Raw genomic sequence first — 18,110 nt, forward strand, 5'->3', positions numbered from 1 at the left:
TCATGTGGTCGACAATGAGCCCATGGACGTTCCTGAGTTGCTCGAAGCAGCTTCTCTGCTGGTTCCGGAAGAGACCGCCACCGAGAACGACATCACGGTGCGAGACATCTGGGACTACCTCGTCCACGACGAGTGGGAGATCGCCCTGGACCTGCTGGAGGAGCTCGGGGACGCCTGCTCGCTTCCTCTGGCCTTCTGGGAACAGCTCGCCGAAGCCGCTGAGCAGCTTCGGCTGGAGCGGAGCGCGAGGTGGTGCCATTGGCGATGCTCCGAACTCCGCAACGGTGCGATCAGGGCGGATCTGACGCTCCGCCCCGCCGCCGAGGCGCGACGCACGGCGCCGATCCCCGGCGCCGGTGTTCTGCGACCCATGTGGGACATCGGACACTTCTCACCCACCGGCGGACGCGCGGTGAGCATCGCTGGGCTCTGGGTTGAGAACACGCCTGTGCTGGAGCCCGGAGGACGAGCCACGGTTCGCCTTGTGCCCCTCATTCCCTCCCACTGGACGCACGTCCAGCCCGGCCAGCAGATCACCATGCACCAAAACAGAGCCGTGGCCGGCACCGCAGTCATCTTGGAGGTCCGGCGCCCTGCCACGACCATGCCCGCGCGATGACATGAGCCGCTGGTGCACGTATCTCCGTACGTAGTGGTGCACCCGGACCGGGTAGTCGGACAGGCGGTGCAGCGTGCTGGACAGCCTGAGGAAAGTGACACCGATCTGAGACAGCCGTCGGCCGACACCGCGTGAGACTGAAGAGGGACATCCAGGTCACAGCGTCGGCACATGACACCGAAAGTGAGAACCTACATCCCTCCCCGCTGAGTAGCCCAGCCATCAGCCGCAGTGCTTGACTCCTCCGCATGTCAACGACTCTTGGCGCGTCACGACCTGACCAGGCCGCCTACATGCTCCGAGCGGCAGCCGGCGTCGGCCGCGGCTACAAGCGGGAGTTGATGAACCTGCTGGACCTCCAGCAGGGGCAGACGGCACTCGACGTGGGATGCGGTCCGGGCGCCGACCTGCCGGAGCTGGCCGAACGCGTCGGCGTCAGGGGCACGGTGATCGGAGTCGACCGTGACCCGGCGATGCTCATCGAGGCCCGTCGGCGCACGACAGACCTGTCGGCAGTGGAGATCCGGGAGGGAGACGCTCATTCCCTGCCCGTCGCGCCGAGGTCAGTGGACCGGGCCAAGATCGACCGGGTTCTCATGCACGTCGTCGAGCCCGCCGATGTCCTGGCACAACTCCACTCGGTCACCCGGCCAGGTGCGCGGATCGGCCTTGCCGAGCCTGATTGGGACACCCTGGCCGTCGACGCGGAGGATCTCGGCACAAGCCGCGCCTTCACGCGCTACACCACCTCGGAAGTGGTCCGGCACGCCACCATCGGCCGCAGCCTCGCCCGCCACGCAGAGCAAGCCGGCTTCACCGTCGAGACGGTGATCGCCACGGCACCGGTCTTCCTCGACTTTCAGGACGCGGATCACACACTGGGACTGGGCCGCAACCTGCAACAGGCCATCCAGGACGGTCACATCGACGAAGAACGTGGCCGTCGCTGGTTCACCTCTCTTTCCGAGGGATCCTTCTTCGCTTCCTTCGTGCTCGTCAGCGTGATCTGCTCCCGCTGACGAGCACGAAGGACGGACGCGGCGCCGGCGGCTCCGGCGTTCCGGCCGCCGACTTCGTACGGGCGGAACCCGCACCTGGTGAACTGAGGGCATGACGACACATCAGGAAGAACTGCTGGCCGGCACGCGTCGGGCATTGCTGCACCGGATCGCCGTTGCCCAGGCGGAGGAGCGTGCTCCGTCGCTCGTCGCGACCGTGGTACGGGGCGGAGAGACCGTATGGACAGGGGCGCGGACGTCGGTGGAGGGACATGCGCCGGACGAGGACGTGCAGTACCGCATCGGCTCCGTCACCAAGACGTTCACCGCCGTACTGGTCCTCCAGTTGCGCGATGAGGGGGTGATCGACCTCGGGGACCCGCTGGAGAAACATCTGCCGGGTACGGGCGTGGGGGAGGCGACCCTCGTCGAACTGCTCGGCGGCCTGGCGGCCGAGACGCCGGGGCCCTGGTGGGAGCGCACCCCCGGCTCACTGCGGCCCGACCTGGCCGATGTCCTGGGCGAGCGGCCTCTGGTGCACCCGGTCGGCCGGCGGTTCCACTACTCGAATCCCGGATACGCGCTGCTCGGCGCGCTTGTGGAGAAGCTGCGCGGTGCCACGTGGGAGGAGGTGCTCCGACGCGATGTGCTCGAGCCCTTGAGCCTGCGCCGGACGGGTGTGCGTCCGAAGGCGCCGCATGCGGGTGGCTGGGCGGTGCATCCGTGGGCCGACGTGATGCTGCGCGAGCCGGCCGAGGATCTCGGGAGGATGGCGCCGGCGGGACAACTCTGGTCCACCGCAGGTGACCTGGCGCGCTTCGCGGCCTTCCTGGCCAACGGGGACGCCCGCGTGCTGAGTATCGAGTCGTTGCGGGAGATGAGGAGACCGGCGGCGCCGGCAGAGGCGACGGACGTGGCGAGCGGCTATGCCTATGGCCTGGGGCTGGAGTTGCGTCACCGGGACGGGCGGGCTCTTGTCGGGCACACAGGATCGCTGCCGGGCTTCCTCGCCTGTCTTGCGATCGGTGTGGAGGACGACGTGGCCGCGGTGGTCCTGGCCAATTGCACTTCGGGGCCCATGCCGTTCCCGGTGGCTGCCGATCTCGTCCGGATCGTCGCCGAGGCGGAACCGCGTATCCCTGCTCCCTGGCGACCGTTGCGGGAGTTCGATTCCACGCTGCTGGAGCTGGTGGGTCAGTGGTATTGGGGGACGCAGGGCTTCGCTCTGCGGTTGTCGGCCGACGGGCTGCTGTCGTTGGAGCCGCTGTCCGGCACGGGCCGTCGCGCCCGCTTCCGCTCGAACGGCGACGGAACCTGGACCGGACTGGAGGGTTACTACGCCGGAGAGCTCCTGAAGCCCGTACGGCGGCCGGACGGATCAGTGAGCCATCTGGACCTCGTGTCCTTCGTGTTCGGCCGTCAGCCGTACGAGGAAGGGGCTTCTGTGCCGGGCGGAGTGGACCCTGAAGGATGGCGGGGGATCGGTTAGGAATCGCACGCCCAGCCTGCCCGGGGTGTGTCGGAGGTCGAAGACCTCCGGGAGTCCGCAGGGCTGTTTCACGTGAAACAGCCCTCCGTCGTCCTTACAGCGCCAGCTTGAAGCCCACGTGGGAAGCCGAGAAGCCGAGCCGTTCGTAGAACTGGTGGGCCTCGGTGCGGGTGTTGTCGGAGGTCAACTGGACCAACTGGCATCCCTGGCGGCGGGATTCGCCGATGGCCCACTCGATGAGCCGGGTCCCCAGACCGCTGCCACGTTCGTCGGCGTGAATGCGGACGCCTTCGATGATCGATCGCGTGGAGCCGCGACGGGACAGCCCGGGAATGATGGTGAGCTGGAGTGTGCCGACGACACGGCCCTTGTGGACCGCGACGACCAGATGCTGGTTCGGGTCGGTGCTGAGCCGCTCCAGCGCGGCCAGGTATGGACCGAGGTCGTCCGGAGACTCGCGCTGCGCCCCCAAGGTGTCGTCCGCGAGCATGCCGACGATCGCGGGGACGTCGGGGGCAGCCGCGGCACGTATCTCAAGATTTTCCATGGCGGCACCTTACGCAGGCCCGCGCCGACGCGGTCGGCTCATGCCGGTACGGATGTCTTCAGTGTCTCCACCGTGCGGACCAGTGGGGCCAGGTCGGGGTTTTTCGCCGCTGCGTCGAGCGCTTCGCGCAGCGCGGAGTCGTTGGTCGGCCGCGCCTTCTCGAGAAGAGCGAGGCCGGCCTGCGTGACGTTGGTGTAGATGCCGCGCCGGTCCGTGGGGCACAGGTAGCGCGCCAGCAGGCCACGGTCCTCGAGCCGGGTGACCAGGCGGGTGGTGGCGCTCTGGCTGAGTACGACCGCGTCTGCCACCTGTTTCATCTGGAGATGCCCCCCTTCGCCGTCGTGCTGTCGGCTCAGCACATCGAGCAGGGAGTACTCCCGCACGCTCAGATCGTGCTGAGCCTGGAGAGCCCGCTCGATGTGGGCCTCGATTCTCCCGTGCAGCAGGGAGAGCGCGCACCAGCCCTGCGCAAGGGCGGTGAGTGCGGGGTCCGTGGCTGTCATGGGCGTTTCCCTCCGTCCAGGAGCTGCTGAAACCAGAGTAGTGCAGGAGCGAGGTAGACCGCGTTTGCATGCATCCCGCGTGTGCAACTATTGTTTGAGCGCACAAAGTGATTCTGCAATTGTTTGGGAAGGGCTGTCTCCTCATGCCTCTCGCGCTTCTGGCCCTCGCGATCGGGGCCTTCGGGATCGGAACGACCGAGTTCGTGATCATGGGTTTGCTGCCCGAGGTCGCCGACGACTTCGGTGTCTCCGTACCCACCGCCGGTCACCTGGTGACCGGCTACGCCCTGGGCGTCATGCTCGGCGCTCCGCTGATGACCGTGCTCGGCACCAAGATCTCCCGCAAGCGGATGCTGATGCTGCTGATGGGCCTGTTCATCGCCGGGAACCTGCTCTCGGCCCTGGCCCCGGTCTTCGGCCTCATGCTGCTCGGGCGGGTGATCGCCTCGCTGGCCCACGGCGCCTTCTTCGGGATCGGCTCGGTGGTCGCGGCCGGTCTGGTCGCCCCGCACAAGAAGGCCGGTGCCATCGCCCTGATGTTCACCGGGCTGACCGTGGCCAACGTCGTCGGTGTCCCTCTGGGCACCCTTGTCGGTCAGTCGGCCGGTTGGCGCATCACGTTCGGGCTCGTCGCCGTGCTCGGTGTCATCGGACTGGCCGGCATCGCCGGGCTCGTTCCCGACCTTCCCGCGCCCGAAGGCGTACGGCTGCGTCATGAACTGGCCGCCTTCAAGAACGTCCAGGTGCTGCTCGCCATGGCGATGACCGTCCTCGGATTCGGCGGTGTCTTCGCGGCCATCACCTATATCGCGCCGATGATGACGCAGGTCGCCGGCTTCGCGGACGGATCCGTCACCTGGCTGCTGGTCCTCTTCGGCCTGGGCATGGTCGGGGGCAACCTCGTCGGAGGCAGGTATGCGGACCGCGCCCTGATGCCCTTGCTGTACGTGTCCCTGGGCGCTCTCGCCGTCGTCCTCGCCCTCTTCACCCTGACCGCGCACCACAAGGTCCTGGCGGCCGTCACGATCATCCTGATCGGCGGCCTGGGCTTCGCCACCGTTCCGCCCCTGCAGAAGCGTGTTCTCGACCAGGCCCACGGGGCCCCCACCCTGGCCTCGGCCGTGAACATCGGCGCCTTCAACCTCGGCAACGCCCTGTCCGCCTGGCTCGGTGGCCTGGTGATCACGGCGGGCCTCGGCTACACCGCGCCCAACTGGGTCGGCGCCGTCCTCGCCGCGAGCGCCCTGGTGCTGGCCTTCGTCGCCGCCGCCCTCGACCGTCGGGACAAGGTCCTCAGCGTCGTGGACGGCGACCAGGTGTCCACCGAGCGGCAGGCCGCGGTCCCCCACTGACCGGGAGGCCTGTGGCCATGAGGGGTGCGAGGGCCGCCCCCGTGCCCTCCGTGTCCACAGATTTCCTCGCCACCACCACCGACATCACCTTCACCACCGACATCACTTCCCTCCCAGATCTCACCTGTTCAAACGACACCCCCTGTACACGAGGAGTACCTGTTTCATGAACACCACCACCGCTGTCGCCCCGCTCACCACCGCCGAGGCCGAAGTCCTGGTCATGGCCGCACACCAGGCCGCCGAGGCCGCCGGGGTCACGGTGAGCGTGACCGTCCTGGACGCGGGCGGACATCTGCTCGCCTTCCGGAGAGACGACCGTGCCGTGCTGATCTCCGGCGAGACCAGCATCCGCAAGGCTTTCACCGCTCTTCAACTGAACACGCCCACCGCGGACCTCGTCGACGCCGTACAGCCCGGAGGGGTCTTCCACACCCTGCCCACCGCACTCGACCGGCCGTTGCTGTTCATTGCGGGGGGTGTCCCCGTCCAGCGTGGCGGCCGTCCGATCGGCGCGATCGGCGTCGGAGGCGGTGCACCGGAGCAGGACCACTCCTTCGCCACGGCTGCCGTGGACGCCCTCGTCCAGGGCTTGCGGCGCCCGTAGCGCGTACGCCGGTTCCCGACCACCTTCGGGAACCGGCGTCGTCGCGTCCGGAAGGCGTCAGCCTGCCGCGACCGTCACAGGGGCGAACCTTCGGGTCCAGTCGCCGGGTGGCTCCGTGATCCCGTACGTCATCACAGCGTTGAAAGCGATGGACTCCAGACCGCGGTTCTTCGCCCAGGCCAGCAACTCTTCGTGCCGCACATCGATGTCGGTGCGCAACGGCCGGTCGGTGTGGGCGGCGAGCGAGGCGAGGAGCGCCGTGGCCGTGGGGGTGTCGCGGGCGATCAGCGGGCCCACGACATGGGTGTCCATATTGGGCCACGCGGCGGCGTAGCCGACGATCCGGCCGTTCTCCTCGGCCACGCGCAACTGGTCGGCGAATGCAGGCAGCCGGGTGACGATGTGTGTGCGATCCGTCCCGAACACTTCCTCGTCGAGCCGGAGGAGGACGGGCAGGTCCTCGGCGGTCGCCGCTCGTGTGGACACCCCCACCGCGGGTCCGCCCGCGTCCGGGAGGAAGTACCCGCGGAGCATCTCAGCCCGGCCGGTGACCTTGAAACCGAGCTCTTCGTAGAGCGGGCGGCCGTGTGGCGTCGCGTACAGCGTCAGTGGCGTGGAGTCCATCGCTGAGACCACGTGGCGCATCAGGCGGCGCCCGATGCCCTGCCGGGCATGCCGTTCCGCGACCAGAACCATGCCGATGGCGCCGAGTGCGGGTTGCTCCTGGGGTCCGTACTCGGTGACGACACAGGCGGAGGTCAGCCCGCCGTCGGGATCATCGATGCCGTAGCCCTTCCCGGCGGAGAGGAGGAGTCCCCACTTGTGTTCTTCGCGCGGCCACCCCCGGTCCTCGGACAAGTCGGCGCAGGCCGAGAGATCGCGGAGTGTCAGACGGCGGATGGGCAGAGAGGCAAGAGCAGGTGTCGGCACGCAGGTCAGGCTGTCCGACGGCGACGGGCGGCGTCCACTTGTTTGCAAAGACCGAGGCGATCTTCCGGTCGCGCGGAGGGCCGGTGCAGGGCGCGGTCGCAGGCACGGGATGTTTCACGTGAAACATATGAAACCGGCGAGTACCGACGGGTCAGGCCAGGTCGGAGGCCTGCAGAGCGCGCACGCCCTCGATGTTGCCGTCCAGATAGTGCCGCAGAGACAGCGGAACGAGGTGGACGGAGGCGATGCCCACGCGGGTGAACGGTACGCGGACGATCTGGTACTCGCCGGCGGGTTCGTCGACCTCTGGGCCGTGCCGCAAGGACGGGTCCATGGATTCGAGGTGGCAGACGAAGAAGTGCTGCACCTTCACGCCGGTGGCGCCGCCGTCCGCACCGATGTGCTCCACCGTGTCGACGAAGCAGGGCACCACATCGGTGATCTTGGCGCCGAGTTCCTCGTACACCTCTCGGTGGAGAGCGTCGACGACGGTCGAGTCCTCCGGCTCGACACCGCCGCCCGGGGTGACCCAGTAGGAATCGACGCCGGGTTTGGTGCGTTTGATCAGGATCAGGTGGTCGCCGTCCAGGAGGACGGCTCGAGCGGTGCGCTTGACCACGGGTCGGACGGTCATGGAGGGAATGTGGCCCAGCTCGTTCCACGTGAAACATCGTGAGACGTCACCGGCCGAATTTCCGGCGTGGGTCGTTCGGCGTGAGCCGCCCGACCGGAGGGTCAGCACCAGTCGGTGGCCGCCTGCTGCAGTGCCTCATGGGCACGTGCGACATGCGGCATGGCCAGGGTGCCGCTCCGGACCACCAGGAAGTATGTACGTAACGGCGGCACCGCGGGCTCGTGCAGGGCGGTAACCTCCCCCCGTTCGAGTGCGGCCGTACACAGATACCGGGGCAGCACAGCCATCCCGGCACCCGCGACGGTGCAGGCCAGCACCGCGCGTAGATCCGGGACGACGACAGCGCCCGCGGTGACAGGCCGGGAGTCGAAGACGGAAGCCCAGTAACGGGAGACGAGGGGGAGTGACTCGTGCACCTCGATCACCGGGATCTGCTCCGGAGCGGACACCCCGGCGGGGCGAACTCCGTCGGCGCCGAACCGCTCGGCCCAGCGGGGCGCGGCGACCAGGACGTGTTCCTCGTCGCAGAGCGGAGTCGCCGAGAGCAGTGCACCGCGGGGCCGGACCGTACTGATGGCCAGATCGTGCCGTCCGGCGGCCAGCCCTTCCAGCGTCTCCTCGGCGGTTCCGAAGGAGGCGCGCAGGGCGAAGTTCTGGCCGTTCGGGGTCAGTGCGGTGAGCGCGGGCACGGCCCGTTCGGACGTGAACTCCAGAGGTCCTGCCAGGTGCAGCGTCCGCGAGGAGGAGTCCTCGTCGAGCCCGGTCTCGGCGATTTCCACCAGGGCGTCGAGGTGGGGTGCGGCTTTGTGGGCGAGTTCGTCCCCGATGGTCGTGGGGGTCACACCGCGGGCCTGCCGCAGGAACAGCGGCCGCCCCAGCTGCCGCTCCAGGGTCCGGATCTGAGAGGTCACGGCCGGCTGGGAGAGGCCGAGCAAGGCAGCGGCACGGGTGAAGGAACCGGCTCGGTGGACGGTCACGAAAGTCCGCAACAAGGCCAGATCCACAGCACACCCTCCCGTTCGTCGACCCCGCTGCCGCTCCGGCACAACTATAAATATGTCGATAGGTCGCTGTCGCTACAGTGATTGGACACTGACACTGAGTCAACTAGCCTTGGTCACGAGGTTCTTCGCGCGCGTAGAACCGGGACGGTCCGAGCCACGAGGGGGGAGGCTCGGACCGTCCGTCGTCGGGAGCCGGGAGCCTGACGACCCGCCCGGACGGACCGGTCAGCCGGCCGACTCGTCCAGTGCGCGCAGCACGTCCGCCACCAGATCGGCAGGGTCCTCGGCCCCGACGGAGAAGCGGACGAAGCCCTCCGGCACCGCGTCCCCACCCCAACGACCCCGTCGCTCGGCCGTGGACCGCACACCGCCGAAGCTCGTCGCATCGTCCACGAGCCGCAGCGCGTCGAGGAAGCGGTCCGCACGTGCCTGTGAGGGCAGAGTGAAGGACACCACGCATCCGTAACGCCGCATCTGCTGCGAGGCGATCTTGTGCGAGGGATCGTCCGGCAGCCCCGGATAGCGCAGCCCCGTCACCTCGGGCCGTTCCCGCAGCGCCTGGGCGAGCGTCAGCGCCGTGGCGTTCTGCCGGTCGACCCGCAACTGGAGCGTGGCGATCGAACGGTGTGCGAGCCAGGCCTCCATGGGGCCGGTAATGGCGCCGGCGATCTTGCGCCAGCGGCGTACGGCGGCCATCGCCTCGGCGTCGCGGCCGGCGACATATCCCAGGAGGACATCGCCGTGTCCGGTGAGCTGCTTGGTACCGCTGGCCACGGTGAAGTCGGCGCCGAGCTCCAGCGGGCGCTGGCCGAGCGGGGTCGCGAGGGTGTTGTCGACGGCGACCAGGGCACCACGCACGTGGGCGGCTTCGGCGAGCCGCCGCACGTCGCACACGTCGAGCCCGGGGTTCGACGGAGTCTCGATCCACAGCAGCCTCGCGCCGTCGAGGAGATCGAGCTGGGCGTCGCCCCCGGTCGGTGCGGTGCGTACCTCGATGCCGTACGCCTCCAGCTGGGCGCGTACCAGGGGCAGTGCCTGATAGCCGTCGTTCGGCAGGACGGCCACGTCCCCGGTGCGGAGCTGAGAGAAGAGCACCGAGGAGATCGCGGCCATGCCCGAGGGGAACACCAGGGTTTCGACGCCGTCCTGCCCCGGTGCCTCCAGCTCTCCGATGGCCCGCTCCAGCAGCGTCCAGGTCGGGTTCTCGTCCCTGCCGTAGGTGTAGGGGCCGGTGGGGTCGCCGGGCAGGTGGAAGTGGGCGGCGAAGACGGGTCCGGGCAGGGTCGGTTCGTGCTTGACCGGCTCGGGCAGCCCGGCCCGCACCGCACGCGTGCCCTCACCGGGAGACGTTCCCCCCGCGCCCGTCTCGTAGCCGCTGGTCATCCTCGAATCGTTCATGCCGCCCGTCCCTCCGCCTGCTCACGTACCGAGGAGAGCAGCCCGACGCTCGCCGCCTCCACCATCTCAAGACATGCGTGGAAGCCGTCCGCCTCCCCGTAGTAAGGGTCCGGTACGTCCAGATCGTCGCCCGCTTCGGGGTCGTACGAGCGCAACAGGCGCACCTTGTCCGCGTCCCGTGGGGTGGGGGCCAGGCGGCGCAGGGTCCTGAGGTGGCCCGTGTCGAGGGCGATGACCAGATCGAGGCGGGCGAACCAGGAGGGGTCGAACCGCCGGGCGGTGTGGTCGGCGGCGTAGCCGTTCTCCTCGAGGACGGCCACCGTGCGTGGATCGGCGCCGTCGCCCTCGTGCCAGCCGTCGGTGCCGGCGCTGCCGGCCTCGACCACGCCGTCGAGGCCGGCCTCCGCGACGCGCGCGCGGAAGACGGACTCGGCCATCGGAGAGCGGCAGATGTTGCCGGTGCAGACGAAACAGACGCGGTAGGCCATGGTGTTCAGTCTCCGTCGGGGAGAACGACGTTGAGGGCCCAGGAGACGACCGAGACGACCAGACCGCCCAGCACGGCAGTCCAGAAGCCCTCTACATGGAAGCTCAGGTCGAACACGTCGGCGAGCCAGGAGGTGAGCAGCAGCATCAGAGCGTTCACCACCAGCGTGAACAGCCCGAGAGTCAGGACGAGCAGCGGGAGGCTGATGAGCTGCACGAGCGGCTTGACCAGGGAGTTCACCACGCCGAAGATCAACGCGACGAGTATGAGGGTACCGATTTCCTTGCCCGTGCTGTCACCGGTCAGGGTGATCTTGTCGATCAGCCACACCGCGACCGCGAGGGCCGCTGCGTTGGCGATCGTCTTGACTACGAAATTCTTCATGTGTCTGATCGTGGCAGACAGGACCGGACATGAGCAGTGAGGCAGGGGCGGACAAGGCTATGAAGGCATTCCGGCTGGACGAACTGGAGACCGAACGCGCCGCCAACGAGGGCGCCTACCTCCAGTTCCTGCGGGAGCGGAACATGTCGGTCGGCCTGTACGCCCTGGACGCGGGCGAGCAGGATCCACAGCAGCCGCACGGCCAGGACGAGGTGTACTTCGTCGTCAGCGGCAGAGCGGCGATCACCGTCGGCATGGAGACCACGCAGGTGGCCCGCGGCAGCATCGTGTACGTGCCGGCCGGAGTCGCGCACAAGTTCCACCACATCAGTGAGGACCTGAGGGTCCTGGTGGTGTTCTCTCCGCCCGAGAGCTGAGCCGCGGTCTCCGGGTTCCCTAGGGGACCGCTCAGGGGAGGACAAGGGATCAGAGGCCCCCGGCAGGGCTCCTGCCGCCCTAGCATCGAGTGCAGGACATCATTCACGCGACCCGGTACGAGACGGGCGGAGCAGGTAAGGACGAAGGCGATGCGAGAGATCTTCATGGGACTGCCGTGGTGGGTGAAGTGGATCGCGGTGCCGGTCATCGCCCTGGTCGTGTTCGGCGGCCTGATAGCCAGCGTGGTCGGGTTCGTGGTCTATCTACTCTTCAAGGTGCTGGTCTTCGTCGCCCTGGTCGGCGGACTCATCTACGTCGTACGGAAGTTCACGTCGAGTTCGACGTCGCGCGGCGACTGGTGAGCCTCACGGGGAGCCGGTGAAGCGGTAACAGCCGGCACCGGTTCCCTCGGGTGGGGGAAGTTTCCCGGACGAACCGTCTGCGTGCGGTGACAGACGGTTAGAGTCCGGAAGGCCATGCGGGGACGATCCCCGCGAGCGGCGTACACCCCCACCCGTGTTCCCCCGCACGGGCTGCCCCCTCGCTCCGGGAGTGACCCTTGGCCACGGCTGCCACCGTCCCCGCACATCTGTCCGTCGTTCCCTGCCAGCCCCATGCGCGCCCAGCGTCCGAGCCGGCGCCCACCACGACCCTCATCGGCTCGGTGCAGCGTGCGATGCGTCTACTGGAGTCCGTCGCGGGACACGAGTCCGGGGCCCCGGCCAAACAGCTGGCCCGCGAGACCGGGCTGGCGCTTCCCACGGCCTACCACCTGTTGCGCACCCTTGTGCACGAGGGCTATCTGCGCCGCGACAAGGGGTTGTTCTTCCTCGGCGACGCGGCCGAGCGGCTGAACAGGAGTGGAGCCCCGCAGAAACGTCGCAGCACGGTCGTCGCCGCACTCACGCACTGGCGTGACGCGATCGGGGCCCCCGTGTACTACGCGGTGTACCGCGAGGGCGAGATCGACCTGGTGTGCGTCTCCGACACCCCGGGCAATCCCGCGGTCCAGGAATGGGCCGACTTCCGGGCGACCGGCCACGCGCACGCCATCGGACAGTGCCTGCTGTCCCAGCTCGACGAGCCCGCCCGCCGTGACCACCTCGACCGCTACCCGGTGCAGCCCGTCACGCCGTACACCGTGCGCGACGGGCACAGTCTGCTCCGGCGCCTGGAGCGGACGCGTCGCATGGAGCCGGTGTTCGCGCGGCAGGAGTACGCGCTGGGGACGGTGTGCGCGGCCGTCCCGATCACGGCCGGTGCCACAGCCGCGACGATCGCCGTCTCTCTTCCGGTCCATCAGGTCCACCGGCTGCACCCTGCCGCCCAGCAGTTGCAGGCGGAAGTGGGCCGTCTGCTGGGGCCGCTGGCACTCTCTATCAGTATCTGAAAACTCACTCCTTGTAATTTGCTGTGTACGTTGAGCAAGATTCACCCAGTGTCAGGGGTCCATTCCCGGCCGGTCCGTAGCGAATGACGGGGTAGGCGATGCGCGAGTCCGTGCAGGCAGAGGTCATGATGAGCTTTCTCGTGTCGGAGGAGCTGTCCTTCCGTATCCCGGTGGAGCTCCGCTACGACACCTGTGATCCCTACGCCGTACGGTTGACCTTCCATCTTCCCGGTGACGCGCCGGTGACCTGGGCGTTCGGCAGGGAGCTGCTGATCGACGGGGTGGGCAGACCGTGCGGCGAGGGTGACGTACGCGTTTCACCGGTCGACCCCGACTCTCTGGGCGAGGTGCTGATCCGGCTTCAGGTCGGATGCGATCACGCGCTGTTCCGTTCTTCGACGGCGCCCCTCGTGGCCTTCCTCGATCGCACCGACAAACTGGTACCGCTGGGCCAGGAGGGGGCGCTCGCCGACTTCGACGCCCATCTCGACGACGCGCTGGACCGCATCCTGGCGGAGCAGAGCGCCGGGTAGAGGCGTTCCGCCTCCGGCCAGCCCGCGGCGGAACCCTTCACCGTGTTCCGCCGGACCGTGCAGGAACGCTTCCGCAGCGGCGGCCGAGCGGCTCCGGTGCCGGATTGAACAGCAGTCGGCAGTCGACGGCTGATGGCCGCCTGCCGGAGGGCGGGTTGCCGGGAGAGCGGCCACGGACGGTCGGAAGTCGGCGGCGCGCGGTCCGGCGGGCGGGGTCAGCGCTTCCGGCGCCTGCCCCGTCCGCCGCGTGCCGGAGCCGACCGGATGCCTTCCTCGGCCGCCGCCTGCGCGGTCGGACGGTCGGCCGAGACCACCAGGGCGGCCAGCACCGTGGTGACCGGCACCGAGGCGACCAGACCGATCGAGCCGATCAGCGTACGCACGATCTCCTCCGCCACCAGCTCGCTGTTGGCGACCGTCCCCACGCTGCTCTGCGCGATGGAGAACAGCAGCAGCAAGGGCAGCGCGGCGCCCGCGTAGGCGAGAACCAGGGTGTTGACGACGGACGCGATGTGGTCGCGGCCGATGCGGATGCCCGCGCGATACAGCCCGCGCCAGCCCATCGACGGGTTGGCCTCGTGCAGTTCCCATACGGCCGAGGTCTGTGTGACCGTCACGTCGTCGAGCACACCGAGCGATCCGATGATGACGCCGGCCAGCAGCAGACCACTCATGTCGATGTCCGGGTAAAGGCCGTGGATCAGCCCGGTGTTGTCGTCGGTGTCACCGGTCAGCACCGCCCAATTGATGAAGACCGTGCCCAGAAAACCGATCAGCAGCAATGAGATCAGGGTCCCGATCACGGCCACGGAGGTACGCGCCGACAGTCCGTGGCAGAGATACAGGGCCTGCAGCATGATGGCGCTCGCCCCCACCACCGCCACGACCAGGGGGTTCGAACCCTGCAGGATCGCGGGCAGGATGAAGAAGTTCAGCACCAGGAAGCTGATCGCCAACGCGACCAGGGCCATCACGCCGCGCAGCCGTCCGACAGCGACGACGGCGACCGCGAAGATGCCGGCGAGCAGGGTCAGCGGTACGCGCCGGTTCACATCCGCCACCGAGTACTGGAGGTCCTTCGGCGCGGAGGGCTCGTAGGCGACGATGACCTCCTGACCCTCGCGCAACTGCCGTGACTGGTCCGGTTGCACGATCTCGGTGAAGGTGCGGCCCACATCGTCGCCGGTGTCGACCCGGATCGTCGCTTTCTTGCACGTGCCGTCCGCCTGCTGCTGCGCGGAGGACCCCTCGGCCGTCGATGTGTCGCCGGTCGGGACGCCCCCGGACGCGTTGACGGACGAACAGCTCAGCTCGACCACCTTGGTGACCGTGGCCTGCTGTGTCTGCCGGTCGAAACCGACGCCGGTCCGCTCGTGGCCGGGTGTGCCACCCGGCCACAGCACCGCGAGGCCGATCAGCACCGCCGCGCCGAACGGGATGAGGACCGCCGCGATGACCTTGCGCAAGTGCTTCGATACGGGAGCGGCCGGGCCGTGGCTGTGACTGTGGCCGTGCGCGTGGCCGTGCCCACCGCTGTCGCCCGGACCATGCCCGTGCCCACCGTCTCCCGGAGGCGGACCGCCGTGCCCACCGCCCGAGTTCGGACCTCCGCCGGAGTTCGGGCCACGCCCGCGGCCGCCGGCACCGGGGTCCGGACTGTGGTCATGACCCGGACCCCGGTCCTGGCCGCGGACTCGACCCTGCCCTTGCCCTCCTTGTCCCTGCCCGTAGCCCTGGCCCGGCCGGCCCACGCCGGGTCCGGGAGCCCGGCCGGGAGGTCCGAAAACCGGGTCTACGGGCCCTGGGCCGACGGGCCCGTCGGGGCCTCTGGGGCCAGGCCCTCCAGGGCCGGGCAGGTGGTTCTGTGTCGCCGGCGCCTCGCCGGGGCCGTGTCCATGCCCGAACCAGTCTTCGGAGCCGGGGCCGTCTCCCTGAACGTTCCCATGGCCCAGGCCGGTGTCGGCTGCGGGGCCTCTGCCACGGCCGCCGCCGCTTCGGGCGCCGGAGCCACGGGGTGGTTCGGGCTGCGGGTAGGGGGGAGGCTGCGTCGAGGTCACCGCCTGATCATCGCAAGAACAACGAAGGCCCTCTGGTCACCGCGCCAGGATTCCCGCTAGCGTGGAGGCACCTTTTTGTACACGCGGGAGCTCGGAGCACCGGGCTGAGAGGGCGCTGACCTCCGTCCCAGCGATGTTTCACATGAAACACCACTTGTTCCGAGTGATGTTTCACACGGAACATCGGCAGACGGAAACCGCTGCGCCGACCGCTGAACCTGTTACCGGGTAATGCCGGCGTAGGGAGTAGGTCTCATGACCAACAAGGACGCACGCACGCCTGCCTCCACCCAGAATCCGACGGAAGCGTCGGCGGGGGAGGAGGCCGGGAAGTCCATCGGCTGGCACAAGGCGTACGTCGAGGGCACACGCCCCGGCCTGCGGGTGCCGGTCCGTCAGGTGCACCTCACCAACGGGCAGTCGGTCACGCTGTACGACACGTCGGGCCCGTACACCGACCCTCTGGTCGACACCGATGTGCGCAGAGGGCTGGCGCCGGTGCGGGAGAACTGGATCATCGCGCGCGGTGACACCGAGGAGTACGCGGGTCGTCCGGTCCGTCCCGAGGACGACGGGATCAGGCACACCTCGCCGCGCGGTGGACTGCGCAATCTCGACGCGGTGTTCCCGGGCCGGCCCCGTCAGCCGCGTCGGGGCCGCGCGGGCGGGGCGGTCACGCAACTGGCGTACGCACGCCGAGGTGAGATCACGCCCGAGATGGAGTACGTGGCCATCCGGGAGAACGTATCGCCGGAGGTCGTGCGTGAGGAGATCGCGGCAGGCCGCGCGGTGCTGCCCGCCAACGTCAATCACCCGGAGACCGAGCCGATGATCATCGGCAAGCGGTTCCTGGTGAAGGTCAACGCCAACATCGGCAACTCCGCGGTGACCTCCTCCATCGAGGAGGAGGTGGAGAAGATGACCTGGGCGACCCGCTGGGGCGCCGACACGGTCATGGATCTGTCCACCGGTCGCAACATCCACACCACCCGGGAGTGGGTGCTGCGCAACTCCCCCGTCCCCATCGGCACCGTGCCGCTCTACCAGGCGCTGGAGAAGGTCGACGGCAGGGCCGAGGAGCTGACCTGGGAGATCTACAAGGACACCGTCGTCGAGCAGGCCGAACAGGGCGTGGACTACATGACGGTCCACGCGGGCGTACGGCTGGCGTACGTGCCGCTCACCGCCCACCGCAAGACGGGCATCGTCTCGCGCGGCGGCTCGATCATGGCGGCGTGGTGCCTGGCGCACCACAAGGAGTCGTTCCTGTACGAGAACTTCGAGGAGCTCTGCGAGATCCTCGCGGCGTACGACGTCACGTACTCGCTCGGTGACGGTCTCCGGCCGGGCTCGATCGCCGACGCCAACGACGAGGCGCAGTTCGCGGAGTTGCGCACGCTCGGGGAGCTCAACCGGATCGCCAGGCGTTTGAATGTGCAGACCATGATCGAGGGTCCGGGGCACGTCCCGATGCACAAGATCAAGGAGAACATCGAGCTTCAGCAGGAGATCTGCGATGAAGCCCCGTTCTACACGCTCGGTCCGCTGACGACGGACGTCGCGCCCGCGTACGACCACATCACCTCCGGTATCGGTGCGGCGATGATCGCCTGGTGGGGTACGGCCATGCTCTGCTACGTCACGCCCAAGGAGCACCTGGGCCTGCCGGACCGCGACGACGTCAAGACGGGCGTCATCACCTACAAGATCGCCGCCCATGCCGCCGACATCGCCAAGGGGCACCCGGGGGCGCAGGAGTGGGACGACGCCCTGTCCGACGCGCGTTTCGAGTTCCGGTGGGAGGACCAGTTCAACCTGGCTCTCGATCCGGACACGGCACGGGAGTTCCACGACGAGACGCTTCCGGCGGAGCCCGCGAAGACGGCGCACTTCTGCTCGATGTGCGGGCCGAAGTTCTGCTCCATGAAGATCAGCCGGAGCATCACGGAGCGGTTCGGCGGGACCTCGGCGGAGGGTGCGTCGGCCGAGGAGATCGCTGAAGGGATGCTGCGGAAGTCGAAGGAGTTCGCCGAGGCGGGAAACCGTGTGTACCTGCCGTTGACGGACTGAACGAACAAGCGGACCGAATGGACAAAGGGGCGGGCCGTTCGGGCCCGCCCTCTCCTCTCCCGGGAGGACGGGTCGGCAGACTGGATGCCATGACAGCGAGATCAATGAGCAAGGGGTCCAACCTTCCCGTCGACGCCCGGGTGGTGCGCGCCGAGCTCGCCTGGGCCGCCGGGGCCGGTGTGCCCGACATCGACGGGTCGGCTCTGCTGCTCACGGAGAGCGGGCGGGTGCGGGACGACGGAGACCTCGTCTTCTACAACCAGCCGCGGCACACCTCCGGCGCTGTGACGCACCTGGGGAAGCGGAGCGCCGCCGGTGCCGCGACCGACACGGTCGAGGTGGATCTGCCTCGGCTGGAACCGGCCGTCGAGCGAGTCGTGCTGTGCGCGTCGTCGGACGGCGGGACGTTCGGTCAGGTGCCGGGACTGGTGCTCAGGCTGCTCGACGCCGGTACGGGGGCCGAGATCGCGCGGTTCGACATGGTGGCCGGAACGGAGACCGCGTTCATCGGCGGCGAGCTGTACCGGCGGCAGGGAAAGTGGAAGTTCCGCGCGGTGGGGCAGGGATACGCCGCGGGGCTCGCGGGGCTGGCAACCGACTTCGGTATCACCGTGGACGACGCTCCCCCGGCGGCAGCGGACTCCACGACGGCTGCCGGCTCCACCACGGCACCCGGTGCGACGACGCCCGCAGCCGCAGTGCCGCCGGTCCCGCCCGCGGTGCCCACCAC

20 protein-coding genes are annotated in these 18,110 nt (G+C 68.8%); 11 read left to right on the forward strand and 9 right to left on the reverse strand.

Annotation, left to right across the window (positions count from 1 at the left end):
- Nucleotides 1-22 precede the first annotated feature (22 nt).
- The 3 genes from AOK11_RS04570 to AOK11_RS04580 all read left to right on the forward strand — a co-directional run bounded on the left by AOK11_RS04570 (nucleotide 23) and on the right by AOK11_RS04580 (nucleotide 3,106).
- Nucleotides 23-619: a hypothetical protein gene (locus AOK11_RS04570; RefSeq protein ID WP_055592326.1), complete on the forward strand. Its 597-nt coding sequence runs from the start codon at nucleotides 23-25 to the stop codon at nucleotides 617-619.
- A gap of 248 nt (nucleotides 620-867) precedes the next feature.
- Nucleotides 868-1,638: a methyltransferase domain-containing protein gene (locus AOK11_RS04575; RefSeq protein ID WP_055592327.1), complete on the forward strand. Its 771-nt coding sequence runs from the start codon at nucleotides 868-870 to the stop codon at nucleotides 1,636-1,638.
- Between the two features lie 91 nt (nucleotides 1,639-1,729).
- On the forward strand, nucleotides 1,730-3,106 hold the full coding sequence (locus AOK11_RS04580; protein WP_055592328.1) for a serine hydrolase domain-containing protein: 1,377 nt from the start codon (nucleotides 1,730-1,732) through the stop codon (nucleotides 3,104-3,106).
- Between the two features lie 94 nt (nucleotides 3,107-3,200).
- Here the strand turns inward: AOK11_RS04580 and AOK11_RS04585 are convergent, their stop codons facing one another.
- Nucleotides 3,201-3,653: a GNAT family N-acetyltransferase gene (locus AOK11_RS04585; protein WP_055592329.1), complete on the reverse strand. Its 453-nt coding sequence runs from the start codon at nucleotides 3,651-3,653 to the stop codon at nucleotides 3,201-3,203.
- 38 nt (nucleotides 3,654-3,691) lie between these two features.
- Nucleotides 3,692-4,156: a MarR family winged helix-turn-helix transcriptional regulator gene (locus tag AOK11_RS04590; protein ID WP_055592330.1), complete on the reverse strand. Its 465-nt coding sequence runs from the start codon at nucleotides 4,154-4,156 to the stop codon at nucleotides 3,692-3,694.
- A gap of 143 nt (nucleotides 4,157-4,299) precedes the next feature.
- On the opposite strand from AOK11_RS04590, the gene AOK11_RS04595 reads away from it, so the two are divergent.
- Together AOK11_RS04595 and AOK11_RS04600 are read left to right on the forward strand one after the other, a co-directional pair.
- Nucleotides 4,300-5,508, forward strand: a complete 1,209-nt coding sequence (locus AOK11_RS04595; RefSeq protein ID WP_055592331.1) for an MFS transporter — start codon at nucleotides 4,300-4,302, stop codon at nucleotides 5,506-5,508.
- A 166-nt stretch (nucleotides 5,509-5,674) separates the two neighbouring features.
- Entirely contained in the window at nucleotides 5,675-6,115 is a 441-nt protein-coding gene (locus tag AOK11_RS04600) for a GlcG/HbpS family heme-binding protein (RefSeq protein ID WP_055592332.1), read from the forward strand.
- A 57-nt stretch (nucleotides 6,116-6,172) separates the two neighbouring features.
- Here AOK11_RS04600 and AOK11_RS04605 read toward each other — a convergent pair whose 3' ends face one another.
- The 6 genes from AOK11_RS04605 to AOK11_RS04630 all read right to left on the reverse strand — a co-directional run bounded on the left by AOK11_RS04605 (nucleotide 6,173) and on the right by AOK11_RS04630 (nucleotide 10,952).
- Entirely contained in the window at nucleotides 6,173-7,045 is an 873-nt protein-coding gene (locus AOK11_RS04605) for a GNAT family N-acetyltransferase (RefSeq protein WP_055592333.1), read from the reverse strand.
- 151 nt (nucleotides 7,046-7,196) lie between these two features.
- Nucleotides 7,197-7,679 carry an NUDIX domain-containing protein gene (locus tag AOK11_RS04610; RefSeq protein WP_055592334.1) on the reverse strand — a complete coding sequence of 161 codons (483 nt, stop codon included), beginning with the start codon at nucleotides 7,677-7,679 and terminating at the stop codon, nucleotides 7,197-7,199.
- Between the two features lie 101 nt (nucleotides 7,680-7,780).
- Entirely contained in the window at nucleotides 7,781-8,683 is a 903-nt protein-coding gene (locus tag AOK11_RS04615; RefSeq protein ID WP_055592335.1) for a LysR family transcriptional regulator, read from the reverse strand.
- Nucleotides 8,684-8,908: 225 nt separating this feature from the next.
- Nucleotides 8,909-10,081, reverse strand: a complete 1,173-nt coding sequence (locus tag AOK11_RS04620; RefSeq protein WP_055592336.1) for a cystathionine gamma-lyase — start codon at nucleotides 10,079-10,081, stop codon at nucleotides 8,909-8,911.
- Complete coding sequence (locus tag AOK11_RS04625) at nucleotides 10,078-10,569, reverse strand: low molecular weight protein-tyrosine-phosphatase (RefSeq protein ID WP_055592337.1); 492 nt, start codon at nucleotides 10,567-10,569, stop codon at nucleotides 10,078-10,080. The genes AOK11_RS04620 and AOK11_RS04625 overlap by 4 nt, the downstream gene beginning before the upstream one ends.
- Nucleotides 10,570-10,574: 5 nt before the next feature.
- Nucleotides 10,575-10,952: a phage holin family protein gene (locus AOK11_RS04630; RefSeq protein WP_055592338.1), complete on the reverse strand. Its 378-nt coding sequence runs from the start codon at nucleotides 10,950-10,952 to the stop codon at nucleotides 10,575-10,577.
- Between the two features lie 59 nt (nucleotides 10,953-11,011).
- Between AOK11_RS04630 and AOK11_RS04635 the strand changes: the two genes are divergently transcribed.
- The 4 genes from AOK11_RS04635 (at nucleotide 11,012) to AOK11_RS04650 (ending at nucleotide 13,253) form a co-directional block, all read left to right on the forward strand.
- Nucleotides 11,012-11,329, forward strand: a complete 318-nt coding sequence (locus AOK11_RS04635; protein ID WP_055592339.1) for a cupin domain-containing protein — start codon at nucleotides 11,012-11,014, stop codon at nucleotides 11,327-11,329.
- A gap of 150 nt (nucleotides 11,330-11,479) precedes the next feature.
- On the forward strand, nucleotides 11,480-11,692 hold the full coding sequence (locus AOK11_RS04640) for a DUF5326 family protein (RefSeq protein WP_055592340.1): 213 nt from the start codon (nucleotides 11,480-11,482) through the stop codon (nucleotides 11,690-11,692).
- Between the two features lie 302 nt (nucleotides 11,693-11,994).
- Complete coding sequence (locus AOK11_RS04645) at nucleotides 11,995-12,720, forward strand: helix-turn-helix domain-containing protein (protein WP_063793414.1); 726 nt, start codon at nucleotides 11,995-11,997, stop codon at nucleotides 12,718-12,720.
- Nucleotides 12,721-12,818: 98 nt separating this feature from the next.
- Nucleotides 12,819-13,253 (forward strand): SsgA family sporulation/cell division regulator, encoded by a 435-nt coding sequence (locus AOK11_RS04650; RefSeq protein ID WP_055592341.1) that lies wholly within the window; start codon nucleotides 12,819-12,821, stop codon nucleotides 13,251-13,253.
- 215 nt (nucleotides 13,254-13,468) lie between these two features.
- Here the strand turns inward: AOK11_RS04650 and AOK11_RS04655 are convergent, their stop codons facing one another.
- Complete coding sequence (locus AOK11_RS04655; RefSeq protein ID WP_079034633.1) at nucleotides 13,469-15,004, reverse strand: YibE/F family protein; 1,536 nt, start codon at nucleotides 15,002-15,004, stop codon at nucleotides 13,469-13,471.
- A gap of 561 nt (nucleotides 15,005-15,565) precedes the next feature.
- Here AOK11_RS04655 and thiC point away from each other — a divergent pair.
- Complete coding sequence (gene thiC, locus AOK11_RS04665; protein ID WP_055592344.1) at nucleotides 15,566-17,380, forward strand: phosphomethylpyrimidine synthase ThiC; 1,815 nt, start codon at nucleotides 15,566-15,568, stop codon at nucleotides 17,378-17,380.
- Nucleotides 17,381-17,469: 89 nt separating this feature from the next.
- Nucleotides 17,470-18,110, forward strand: a 641-nt coding sequence (locus tag AOK11_RS04670; RefSeq protein WP_240497218.1) for a TerD family protein, incomplete at its 3' end; no start/stop codon positions are given.

Origin of the sequence: Streptomyces hirsutus (assembly GCF_001418415.1) — a bacterium.
Lineage (GTDB): Bacteria > Actinomycetota > Actinomycetes > Streptomycetales > Streptomycetaceae > Streptomyces > Streptomyces hirsutus.